The sequence below is a fragment of the Actinomadura sp. NPDC048032 genome (genome assembly GCF_040653175.1).
In the GTDB taxonomy this organism is placed as follows: domain Bacteria; phylum Actinomycetota; class Actinomycetes; order Streptosporangiales; family Streptosporangiaceae; genus Spirillospora; species Spirillospora verrucosospora.
Genome location: NZ_JBEZJP010000040.1, coordinates 21,359 through 32,376, shown reverse-complemented (window position 1 = coordinate 32,376; position 11,018 = coordinate 21,359). Strand labels below are relative to the sequence as shown.

Genomic DNA, 11,018 nt, shown 5'->3' with positions numbered 1-11,018 from the left:
GTCGCCGGTGGCGGTGACGCCGAGGTCGCGGCCGAGGCCCGCGAGGTCGCCGGCGTCGCGGCCGACCTTGGCCGGGTTGGAGACCCACACCCCGGCGAGTTCGAGGTCGGGCCGGGCGTCGATGCCGGCGATCGCGTGCCGCCCGACGTTGCCGGTGCTCCACTGGACGACGCGGTAGGTCACAGGTCCTCCAGACCGAGGTCGAGGTTGGGGGCCTCGATGCCGCCGTCCACGCGCAGCACGCTGCCGGTGACGTAGGCGGAGGCGGGCGAGGCGAGGTAGAGGACGGCGGCGGCCACGTCCTCGGGCTCGCCGACGCGGCGCAGCGGCGTCCTGCGCTCCATCTCGGTGCGCAGCTCGTCGCTGGTCATGACGACGTCGAGCGCGGACGTCGCGACGGAGCCGACCGCGACGGCGTTGACGCGCACGCGCGGGGCCAGGTCGAACGCCGCGAGCCGGGTGTAGTGGGCGAGGGCCGCCTTGGCGCTGCCGTAGGCCAGGTAGCCGCGGCCCGCGATCCGCCCCATGGCCGAGGAGATGTTGACGACGCTGCCGCCGTCGGCCTTCAGCAGGTGCGGGACGGCCGCGCGGGTCAGCGCGTGCGCGGTGCCGACGTTGAACCGGAACGCCTTCTCCATGTGCCGGGGCGAGGTGTCCAGGAAGGCGGCGGGCATGGCGCCGCCCATGTTGTTCACCACGACGTCCAGGCGCCCGAACTCGTCCGCGGCGAGGTCGGCCAGCTCGGCGGCGGACTCGGGTTCCGCGAGGTCGGAGGGGACGACCAGGGCCCGCCGCCCGGCCGCCTCGATCCCGGCCGCGACCTCGTCGAGCTGCTCGCGTGTCCGCGAGGAGATCACCACGTCGGCGCCCGCCTGGGCGAGCGCGACCGCGGTGGCCGCCCCGATCCCCCGGCCCGCGCCGGTCACCACCGCCACCCTGCCGTCGATTCGGAACCGCTCCGAGATCACCGGCGTCACCTCCGGTCCGTCGCCTCACCGCCCGCACAGCCTACGCAGGAACTAGAACCTGTTTCAATACCGGCGCGGCGGGCGGCGCGTGACGGGCGCACAGCGGCGGACGGTACATCTTCACGGGTCATTCGTGATGTCCGCTACTGGTCCATTTCCGACATGACTGCAATTCTTTTCCCCGTGCGTTCCGGCAAACGGAGCACGAGGAAGGGGAGACCGGCGTGGACAAGGGGTACGAGCTTTACTGCCTCGCAGACGAGCTCTTCTACGATGCTCCGCCGGTGACCCGCAGCACCGACTTCGAGATCACGCGCCGGGAACTCCCCGAGGGGTGGGAAAAGGTCTTCGGCGACGAATGGGTCGTCTATGTTCCGCCGGTTCAGCGCGCTCCCGAACAGGGCTGGAAAGTGCATGTCTCCGGGTGTCCGGAAAACGCCGGGGAGGCGCTCGCCGGGGCGTGGGAGTACTGCGTGGCCCGGGGAATCGAGTTCAAGCATCTGCGCGGCCCGGGAACGCTCCGCAGGCGCAACGCCAAGTACGCGCCGCGCGGGGCGAGCGGGAAGCTCGTCACGGTCTACCCCGCGGACGAGGACGAGCTGGCGGAGGTGCTCGCCGGGCTCGGCGCGCGGCTGGACGGCCTGCCCGGCCCTTACATCCTCAGCGACCTGCGCATCGGCGAGGGCCCGCTGCACGTCCGGTACGGCGGCTTCGCGGAGCGCCGGTGCCTGGACGAGCAGGGCCGGCTCGTGCCCGCGCTGCGCGACGGCTCCGGGGAGCTGGTGCCGGACCGGCGCGATCCCGTCTTCTCCGTCCCCGACTGGGTGAGCCTTCCCGCCTGCCTGGAATCGCATCTCAAGGCACGCGGCGCCACGACGACGACCGATCTGCCCTACCGGATCGACAAGGCCCTCCACTTCTCCAACGGGGGCGGCGTCTACGCGGCGACCGACACCCGCAGCGGCGCGAAGGTGGTGCTGAAGGAAGGCCGGCCCTACGCGGGTCTGGCCGCCGACGGCGCGGACGCGGTGACCCGGCTCCGGCGCGAGCGGGATGTGCTGGAAAAGCTCGACGGAATCGACGGCGTGCCCGCCGTTCTCGACTGGTTCACGCTCGGCGAGCACTATTTCCTGGTCCAGGAGTTCATCGAGGGCCGGACGCTCAACACGTTCTTCGCCGAACGGCACCCGATGCTCGATCCCGAGCCCGATCCCGCGAGGACCGCCGAGTACACGAAGTGGGCGCTGCGCGTCCACGAAGGGGTGGAACGCGTCATCGCCGCCATCCACGACCGCGGCGTGGTCTTCAACGACCTGCACATGTTCAACGTGATGGTGCGCCCGGACGACTCGGTCGCGCTGATCGACTTCGAGACGGCCGCGCCCGCGGCCGACGGCGGCCGGCAGACCCTCGCCAACCCCGCGTTCCTCGCCCCGCCCGACCGGCGCGGCGCCGACGTCGACCGCTACAGCCTCGCCTGCCTGCGGCTCGCCCTGTTCGTCCCGCTGACCACGCTGTTCGTGATCGACCGGGGCAAGGCCCGGCAGCTCGCCGACCTGATCGCCGAGAACTTCCCCGTCCCCCGGGCGTTCCTCGACGAGGCGGTCGCGCAGATCGCCCGGGACGCCGCGCCCGCCCCCGCGCCGGCGTTCACTCCGGACGCCGGCGGCTGGGAGCGCGCCAGGGACGCCCTCTCGCGGGCGATCCTCGCGAGCGCCACCCCCGAGCGCGCCGACCGCCTCTTCCCCGGCGACGTGGAGCAGTTCTCCGGGGCGTCGCTCGGCCTCGCGCACGGCGCCGCGGGCGTCCTGTACGCGCTGGACGTGACGGGCGCCGGCCGGTTCCCGGCCCACGAGGAGTGGCTGGCGGAGCGGGCGTCGAACCCGCGGCGCGGGACCGGGATCGGCCTGTACGACGGCCTGATGGGCGCCGCGTACGTGCTGTCGCGCTTCGGCCGCCGGGACGCCGCGCTCGCCGCCGTCCGGCACTGCCTGGGCGAACGGTGGGAGCGGCTCGGCGACGACCTCTACGGCGGCCTGCCGGGATTCGCGCTCGGCCTGGACCACCTCGCCCGCGCGACCGGCGACGTGTTCCTGCGCGAGGCGGCCCGCCGCTGCGTGGAGATCGTGGCCGAGCGGTCCGGCGGAGGGGGCGGCGGCCGTCCCGGCCTCATGTACGGCGGGGCCGGCGCGGCGCTCATGTTCGTCCGCGCCTACGAGCGCGACGGGAGCCCCGAGCTGCTCGACCTGGCCGCCTCGGCGCTGCGCCGCGACCTCGCCGCCTGCGTCACCGACCGCAACGGCGCCCTGCACGTCGACCAGGGCAGCCGGGTGCTGCCCTACCTCGGCCGCGGCAGCGTCGGCATCGGCCTCGTCCTGGACGAGTACCTGGCCCACCGCTCCGACGAGCGGTTCGAGGCGGCGCGCGACGCCGTCCGCGTGGCCGCGGCGTCCCGGTACTACGCGCAGCCGAGCCTGTTCAGCGGCCGTGCCGGGATGCTGCTCTACCTGGCCCGGCACGCCCGGTCGGGCCCCGGCGCGCGGGACGGGGCGCGCATGGCGGGGCACGTCCGCGACCTCGCCTGGCACGCCCTGCCGTACGCGGGCGGGCTGGCGATGCCGGGCGAGCACATGTACCGGCTGTCGATGGACCTCGCGACCGGCACCGCCGGGGTGCTGCTCGCGCTCGGCGCGGCCCTCCACGACCCGGCTCCAGGACTGCCGTTCCTCGGGACGGCGCACAGGCCCTCCGTGGGGACCCCCACGGCGGCCACCTCTATCCAGCCCGAAAGGAGGTGACGAACATGGCGCTTCTCGACCTTCAGGGGATGGTGAGCGAGAACGGCGGCGGCGGCAACAGCAGCCTCAGCCTGCTCTGCCACAGCTCCCACAGCATCACGATCTGCCTGTGATGACGCTGGCGGCCATGGCCCCCGTGCCGGGGCCATGGCCGTCACCGGGTTGGCAGTTCACGACGACGAGCTCGCCGTTGTTGTCGGTCATGGTGGCGACGGTCGTGCCGTTGTTGGCGTCGGCGGTGGCCCGGATGTAGGCGTTGGAGTTCCCGTTGCGCTCCACCGGGTACCTGGCGGCGGGCCCGGTGAGCTTGGCGCCGAGCGTCGCGGCGGCGCCCGTGCCCGCGCCGTTCACGGCGGAGACGGTGAAGGTGTAGGGCCCGTTGGTCCACACCTCCCCGAGCGTCGCGGTCATGGCCGAGCCCGTGGCGGCGGGCACCGTCCGGGACCCCTTGACCGGGCCGTCCCAGCCGACCCGGTAGGCGGACGCGCCGGGCGGGGCCGTCCAGGAGACCTTCGCCCCGGACGAGGTGGCCTGCGCCTTGAGGCCGGTCGGCGCGCCGGGCGTCACGCACGGGCGGGCGGGGTCGCTGGGCGCCGACACCTGCTCCCGGGTGCGTCCGCGGCCGTCCCGGTAGCGGACGGCGACGCGGAAGCGGTACTCGCGGGCGCAGTCCCCGCCGGTGACCGTGAACGTGAAGGGCCCGGCGCCCGGCGCGATCGCGGCCGGGCTCGCAGCGAGGCCGGACGGGACGTCCTTCAGCGCGTACCCGATGATCCCCTCGCCGTCCGAGGGCTGGAAGTCGATCCGCATCGTGCCCGCCCCGGGCGTGACCGACACGTTCAGCGGCGCGGCGGGCGGCGCGCCGGGCCGCGGGCGGCGCGGATCCCGCGGGGCGGTCGTCCGCGGCGGCTGCGGAGCGCCGCTGCCGCCGGGCTGCGGGAGGGCGCGGCGCACCGGGCCGCCCGGCACCTTGTCCCGGTACTTGTCGATGCCCTTGCGGCCGCCCTGCCCGTCGACCACGACGGCGCGCGGGCCGGACGGGTCGTTCGCCCACAGCAGGCCGTCGCGGACGAAGACGTCCAGCCGGGCGGGCCGCCCGCTGACCGGGACCGGCGCCTCGAAGCGGTTGCCCGCCGAGTCGTACACCAGCAGCGCCCCGGCCGTCTCGTCGGGGATGTAGACCTTGGGGCCGAGCATCTGCGGCGGCCGGTACCGGTGCTTCGGCATGGCGAGCCGGGTGCTGGAGTACCGCCCGGTGTCGGTGTCCACGGTCACCAGCGACCCGGCTCCGGGCACCAGCAGCGGGACGGTCTTGCCCTCGGTGGCGGGCGGGGCGAGGACGCCGCCGCGGCCCGCCTGCCTCACGGTGGCGGGCAGCGCGACCGTCAGGCGCGTCCCCGACGGCTTGACGACGGTGGCGGTGGCGTTCGTGGAGTTCACCACGACCGGGTCGCCCGCGGCCATGGTGAGCGCGAGGTCGTCCCCCGGCCCGCCGACGCGGACCGGTGGCTGCGCGCGTCCGTCCTTGAACGCCGTGACCTGCCCGTCCTTCGCCACGGGCACCCACAGGGCGCCGCGCGCGTCGATGCCCGCCTGCCCGAGGACGGGCGGGAGCGTCGCGGGCGCGCCGACCGGCGTCAGGCCGACCGGGTCGATCTGCTGGAGGAGGCCCTTGACGGAGTCGACCGTGTAGGCCTTCCCGGCGCCCGCGAGGACCTGGATGCCGCGGCCGAGCGGGCGGCTCGCGCCGACGTCCAGCTGGGAGGGGTCGAGCCGGCTGACGACGCCGGTGTCCTGGTCGATGATCAGGACGGTGGCGCCGTCCTGGACGATCCTGATGTCGTGGCCGCGCATCTGCGGGGGGACGCCGGTCTTGCCGTCCACCTTGGCCGCGGGCCCGTTGACGTGCACGACGAGGCCCTTGTCCCGCGCGGTGAGCCAGGCGCCGACGTCGGCGATCCGGTACTTGGCGCTCGCGACGCCCACCCCGTAGACGACGGCGGCGATGACGAGCACGCCGGTGAGCCCGACGGCCACCTGCCCTGTCAGCCGATCACGCCGGAAGAAAACGCCCAGGCCCGCCATGTCCTGTTATCCCCCACCCATTTCGCAGGGGACACCGTAGCCGCTCGCGTCCCACCGGCGCCGGTGTTCCCGCGAAACGGCGGCGGTCAGTCTCCGCGGACGGCGGCGGCGTACTCCGCGGCGGTGATGTTGCGCCCGGACACGACCACCACCAGGCGGCCGGCGGTCTCGACCTTCCCGGCCATGACGGCGGCGACCGCCGCGCCGCCCGCGCCCTCGGCGACGAGGCCGTGCTCGTGGAACAGCAGGCGCAGCGCCGCCCGGATCTCGTCGTCGGTGACCGCCGTCAGCTCGGCGGTGCGGCCGATCACCTCGGGGGTGACGCAGCCGGGTTCGAGGTTGCCGGGCAGGCCGTCGGCGAACGTCTCGCCGACCTCGACCCGGGTGACCCGTCCCGCCGCCACCGACGCGGAGACTCCGCGCGACACCGCCGACTCCACGCCCACGACCCACACGTCGCCGCGCTCGCGCGCCCACAGGCACAGGCCGGCGACGAGCCCCCCGCCGCCGACCGGCGCGACGACCGTGAGGGGGCCGTCCGCCTGCGCGTCGAGTTCGCGCCCGATGGTGCCCTGCCCCGCGATGACCGCCGTGTCGTTGTAGGGCGAGACGTAGTGGCCGGGCAGCGTCATCGCGTGCGCCTCGGCCTCGTCGTAGGTCGTCCCGTGCTGGACGAGGCGCACCGGGAACGCGCGGATCCTGTCGACCTTGACCTGCGACGCGCGGGTCGAGACCACCACGGTGACGTCGGCGCCCGCCCTCGCGGCGGCGTACCCCATGCCGAGGCCGTGGTTGCCCGCGCTCGCCGTGACGGCCGGCTCCCCGGCGGGGAGCGCGGCGACGGCCGCGAGCGCGCCCCGCACCTTGAACGCGCCGACCGGCTGGAACGTCTCCAGCTTCAGCAGCGCGCCCGGCGCCACGCCCGACGGGACCAGCGGCGTGGGGGCGAGCTCGGCGGACACGGCCCGCCAGGCGCGGTCCAGGTCGTCCGGGCCGGGCGGCCGGACGGCGCGCACCGTCATGCCGGCTCCCCCGGCGACCCGTCCAGCCGCTCGTGGAGGCGGTCCCGGATCTCCTCGGGGGTGTAGGCGCGGCGGCGGCGCTCGGCGCGCACGACCACGGCGCCGGTCGCGGCGACCCCGAGGAACCCCGCGACGCCCAGTGCCTTCCAGAGATTCGACGCCTTCAACAGGCCGGACCCTCGCAACGTGCGCATGCGGCTACCGTAGCGACCATGCCGGGCACGAGCATCTCCCTCGCCGAGGCCGCCGAACTGACCCGCACCGGGGACGTGTGGCTGTTCCGCGGCCGGACGGTCGCCGACCGCGCCATCCAGATGACCACCAACAGCCCCGTCAACCACGTCGGCATGGCGGTGGTGATCGACGACCTGCCCCCGCTGATGTGGCACGCCGAGCTCGGCCGCTCGCTGCGGGACATGTGGACCGGCGGGCACCACCGCGGCGCGCAGCTGCACGACCTGCGGGACGCGGTGCTGGCCTGGGGGAACCGCTACGGGCAGCGGGCCTGGCTGCGGCAGCTCGACCCGCCGCCGACCCGGGCGATGGAGGACGCGGCGCTGCGCGCGGTGGCGCGGCTGGACGGCACGCCGTTCCCCTCGACGTCGAAGCTGGCGACGCGGTGGCTGCGCGGGCGGGTGCCGATCCGGCGGCCGGCCGAGCGGGACCCGAACCTGGAGACGGCGTTCTGCGCGGAGATCGTCGCGGTGACGTACCAGTCCATGGGGCTGCTGCCGAAGGGGCGCCGCCCGAACTGGTTCGACCCGGGCCGGTTCTGGAGCGGGGACGACCTGGAGCTGGAGACGGGCGCGGTGCTGGGCGGCGAGATCGCCGTCAGCGTCCCCGCGTCCTGACGGCCCGGCGGTCCCGCAGCGACCGCGGGTGCAGGCGGCGCCGGAAGCGGCGCAGCCGCCCGGCCCTGGCGGTGACGAGGCGGCCGAGCTCGTCGGTGTGCCGCCACGCGCGGTCGGCGGCGCCGGGGTCCGGCTGGGACGCGGCGAACCGGCTGCGGTTGACCAGGTCGGCGAGCGGCCCGAGGTGGCCGTGGGCGTCCTCGCCGACGGCGGACGCGCCGAAGCGGGCGACCTCGTGCGCGGTCAGCGTCCGGGCCGTGGACAGGCCGACGTCGGCGAGATGGTCGAGCGCCTGGTGCCACGCGCCGGTGATGCGGGCGGCGGGCGGCCCGGCCCTCCGGCGCCGCTTCCGCAGGGCGGGGGCGAGGAGGACGGCGCCCAGGTAGCCGGCGGCGAGCGCGCCCGCCGCGAGCGCGGCGAGCACCCACCACGGCGTGGGACCGCCGTCCGAGGCGGTCGGCTTCTGCGGACCCTTCTGCGTCGTGGCGCCCGGCCCCTGGCCGCGCTGCTGGGAGGCCGCGTTCTTCTGGGCCTGCTCCAGCTTCTGCTCGGTCTCCCCCGCCGCGACGGAGTCGTTCTTCTTGGAGCGGCGCGCGCTGTCGGGGAGCGGGTTGAACCGGATCCAGCCGAGCCGGTCGAACTTGATCTCCGGCCACACCATCACGTCCCCGGACCGGACCTGGACGGTGTCGCCCGCGCGGGCGCCGCCGTCGAAGCCCACGGTGACCCGGGACGGCAGGCCGATCGTCCGGGCGAGCAGGGCGTAGGCGGTCGCGAAGTGCTCGGGCGTGCCGCGCCTGCCCTCGCCGAGGAAGTAGTCGAGCTGCCGGTAGCCGTGCCCCGGCGGGGCGGTGACGTCGTACCTGGCGTACCGCTTGAGGTACTCGGCGAGCATCGCGGCCTTCTGGATCGGCGACACGGCGCCCCGCGTCGCGGCCTGGGCGAACCTGCGGAACTCGGCGATCTGGACGGGCGGCTCCTTCGCGCCCGGACCCCACGGCAGCTCCCGCGCGGCCCTGGCCTCGGCGTCGCCGGCGACCTCCGCCCCGGCGAGGTCGTCGGCCGTCCATTCGGGGACGACGGAGTCGACGCGGTAGGTCTGGCCGGGGCGCAGCGGCTGCGCGGCGGCCAGCGCGCCGCTGCCGGGGTCGACGACGACGGGGAGCCCGGCGACCTCCCGCGGCCGGTCGGCGGCGGGCACCCACACGCCCGGCAGGTCGCGGATGGTGACGCGCTGCGCGACCTCGTGCTCGCGGTCCGGCTCCGGCCCCTCCGGAACGCGGCTCCCGGTGGGGACGAACCGGGCCGTGGACGACCAGGTCACGCCGTCGAACCGGTCCAGCACGGCGAGCCGCTCGATCTCGTCGCGCCTCGACTGGACCGTGAACATCACCTGGTCGGGGCTGAGCAGCCAGCCGCCGACGCGGTCCAGCGGGCTGACGCCGTCGCGCTGCTGCGGCGGAGGCGCCTGCACCTGCTCGCGCGGGTCGTAGGGGTCCGCGCTGACGGGGACGACGGGTCCGGCGGCGAACGCCAGCGCCCCGAGGAGGGCCGCGGCGGGGACGCCGACCAGCAGCGGCCGCCACGCGGTGCCCGAGTCGGGCCCGTCCGCGCGGACGAGGACCAGCACGGCGATGAGCACGACGGTCGCGGCGGCGAGCGGCAGGTTGGATCCGGGGCCGTCGACCCCGAGCAGCAGCGCGACCGCCCAGACGCCGAGCGCGGGCACGCAGGGCAGGGCGCGCAGCGAGGTGCGCAGCGCCAGCTCCGCCGCCGCGAACGCCGCCAGCCACACCACCACGTGGACCAGGACGAGGTACTCCGGCTTCGCGGGGGCGGGCAGCAGCGTGGTCAGGATCGACTTCCACGCGCCGAGCACGCCCTCGCGCAGCGTCTGCGGGAGCGTCCCGTCCCCGAGGGCGGGGCGCAGGACGGTCGCCGAGACCGTCGCCGCCCAGGCGAGGACGGTCAGCACCAGCGAGATCCACAGCGGCCAGGGGCCCTTGGCCTTGCGCGGCCCCGACAGCAGCCCGCACAGCAGCGTCGGCACCGCCGCCGCGACGGCGGCGACGGGGACGACCGGCCCGAGCCCGAACACCCGCTGGAACGCCAGCCCGGCGACGGCGACCAGGCAGGCCGTCACGGCGATCGAGGCGTACCGGGTCACCGGGCGCTCCCCAGCCGGTGCCACGCCTCCGCCAGCCCCTCCAGGTCGGCGAAGTCGACGAGCTGGACGCCGGGCGGCGCCGCCGCGGGACCCCCCGGGCGGACCCGCAGCACGACGATCCGGTCGAACCGGCTGCGGACGGCCGCGATGCGCCCGAGCTCGGCGGCGTCCGGGGTGATGACGACGAGGGACCCGCCCGGGCGCACGCGGCGCACCGCGTCCACGACCGAGTTCGCCCCCTCACGCGTGCGGACGGCGGTGAGCCGGTCGAGGAGGACCTCCACGTCGTCCGGCCCGCCCCGCGTGTCGGCCACCTGGCCGTCGCCGGTGAGGATCCGGACGGGGAAGCTCGCCGACGCCGCCCCGGCCGCGACCGACGCCGCGGCGTCCACGGCGAGCTCGAAGTCGTCGGGTTCCGGCCACGAAGCGGGGCGCGCCTCCAGCACGACCGTCGTCGTGGGCAGGCTGGCGTCCACGAGCTGGCGGACCATCAGCGTCCCGGTGCGCGCCGACGACTTCCAGTGGATGTGGCGCAGCTCGTCCCCGATCACGTACTCGCGCAGCGCGTGGAACGTCGCCGTCCCCGCCGGGGACCGGTCGCTGGTCGGGCCCTCCAGGTGGTAGGCGCGCCCGGACGGCAGCAGCGACAGCCGCACCGTCCTCGGCCGGACGAGCAGGACCCGCGGCGCCCCGTACTCGCGCACCCGGCGCGCCAGCCGGAGGGGGTCGGCGCGCACCAGCCGCAGCGGCCCTACCGGGATCTCGCCGCGCCGGGACGTCGGCAGCCGGTAGGTCACGGTGCGCCCGCCGCCCGGGCGCAGCCGCGGGATGTCGACCGCCACGGGCGTGGAGCCCGCCGCGTCCTCGGCGCTGAGCCCGCGCACGCCGCGCCCCTTGTTCGTCACGTGCAGGACCCCGACGGCGGGCTCGCCGCGCGCCACCCGCGCCGGCGCGATCTCCCTGCCGACCTCCAGCTTCGGGCGCGGCAGCGTCCACAGCGCCGCCGCCCCCACCGCGACCAGGCCCGCGACGGCCAGCACGGCGGGCTCGGGATAGCCGAGCCACCAGCCCGCCGCGTACAGCAGGACCGAACCGGCCGCCGTCCCCCATCCGAGCGGCGTCAGCAC

Annotated in this window: 9 protein-coding genes and 1 pseudogene; 3 read left to right on the top strand and 7 right to left on the bottom strand. The window is 75.8% G+C overall.

Going from position 1 to position 11,018, the window contains the following annotated elements:
• A pseudogene (locus AB0C69_RS08590) lies at positions 1-183 on the bottom strand (dihydrodipicolinate reductase); the annotation flags it as partial.
• Entirely contained in the window at positions 180-968 is a 789-nt protein-coding gene (locus tag AB0C69_RS08585; RefSeq protein WP_360351474.1) for an SDR family oxidoreductase, read from the bottom strand. The pseudogene AB0C69_RS08590 and the gene AB0C69_RS08585, both read right to left, overlap by 4 nt.
• A gap of 224 nt (positions 969-1,192) precedes the next feature.
• On the opposite strand from AB0C69_RS08585, the gene lanKC reads away from it, so the two are divergent.
• Both lanKC and AB0C69_RS08575 read left to right on the top strand, forming a co-directional pair.
• Positions 1,193-3,766, top strand: a complete 2,574-nt coding sequence (gene lanKC / locus AB0C69_RS08580; RefSeq protein WP_360351471.1) for a class III lanthionine synthetase LanKC — start codon at positions 1,193-1,195, stop codon at positions 3,764-3,766.
• A gap of 5 nt (positions 3,767-3,771) precedes the next feature.
• A complete protein-coding gene (locus tag AB0C69_RS08575) occupies positions 3,772-3,879 on the top strand; it encodes a SapB/AmfS family lanthipeptide (protein WP_179847703.1) in 108 nt (35 codons plus the stop codon).
• Here the strand turns inward: AB0C69_RS08575 and AB0C69_RS08570 are convergent.
• From AB0C69_RS08570 to AB0C69_RS08560, 3 genes are all read right to left on the bottom strand, one after another.
• Positions 3,863-5,851 carry a fibronectin type III domain-containing protein gene (locus AB0C69_RS08570; protein ID WP_360351468.1) on the bottom strand — a complete coding sequence of 663 codons (1,989 nt, stop codon included), beginning with the start codon at positions 5,849-5,851 and terminating at the stop codon, positions 3,863-3,865. The two genes, AB0C69_RS08575 and AB0C69_RS08570, sit on opposite strands and share 17 nt — an antisense overlap.
• Positions 5,852-5,937: 86 nt before the next feature.
• A complete protein-coding gene (locus AB0C69_RS08565; RefSeq protein ID WP_360351465.1) occupies positions 5,938-6,873 on the bottom strand; it encodes a pyridoxal-phosphate dependent enzyme in 936 nt (311 codons plus the stop codon).
• Positions 6,870-7,067 (bottom strand): hypothetical protein, encoded by a 198-nt coding sequence (locus AB0C69_RS08560; RefSeq protein WP_353833228.1) that lies wholly within the window; start codon positions 7,065-7,067, stop codon positions 6,870-6,872. Before AB0C69_RS08560 ends, AB0C69_RS08565 begins: the two co-directional genes overlap by 4 nt.
• 18 nt (positions 7,068-7,085) lie before the next feature.
• On the opposite strand from AB0C69_RS08560, the gene AB0C69_RS08555 reads away from it, so the two are divergent.
• On the top strand, positions 7,086-7,724 hold the full coding sequence (locus AB0C69_RS08555; protein WP_345182314.1) for a hypothetical protein: 639 nt from the start codon (positions 7,086-7,088) through the stop codon (positions 7,722-7,724).
• Here the strand turns inward: AB0C69_RS08555 and AB0C69_RS08550 are convergent.
• Together AB0C69_RS08550 and AB0C69_RS08545 are read right to left on the bottom strand one after the other, a co-directional pair.
• Positions 7,705-9,891, bottom strand: coding sequence for a DUF3488 and transglutaminase-like domain-containing protein (locus AB0C69_RS08550; protein WP_360351460.1), 2,187 nt, complete (start codon positions 9,889-9,891; stop codon positions 7,705-7,707). The two genes, AB0C69_RS08555 and AB0C69_RS08550, sit on opposite strands and share 20 nt — an antisense overlap.
• Complete coding sequence (locus AB0C69_RS08545) at positions 9,888-11,018, bottom strand: DUF58 domain-containing protein (RefSeq protein ID WP_360351457.1); 1,131 nt, start codon at positions 11,016-11,018, stop codon at positions 9,888-9,890. The genes AB0C69_RS08550 and AB0C69_RS08545 overlap by 4 nt, the downstream gene beginning before the upstream one ends.

Excerpts from the sequence above, each read along its gene's own strand:
- AB0C69_RS08575 (WP_179847703.1), top strand. The coding sequence starts at position 3,772 with ATGGCGCTTCTCGACCTTCAGGGGATGGTGAGCGAGAACGGCGGCGGC.
- AB0C69_RS08570 (WP_360351468.1), bottom strand. The coding sequence starts at position 5,851 with ATGGCGGGCCTGGGCGTTTTCTTCCGGCGTGATCGGCTGACAGGGCAG.
- AB0C69_RS08565 (WP_360351465.1), bottom strand. The coding sequence starts at position 6,873 with ATGACGGTGCGCGCCGTCCGGCCGCCCGGCCCGGACGACCTGGACCGC.
- AB0C69_RS08560 (WP_353833228.1), bottom strand. The coding sequence starts at position 7,067 with ATGCGCACGTTGCGAGGGTCCGGCCTGTTGAAGGCGTCGAATCTCTGG.
- AB0C69_RS08555 (WP_345182314.1), top strand. The coding sequence starts at position 7,086 with ATGCCGGGCACGAGCATCTCCCTCGCCGAGGCCGCCGAACTGACCCGC.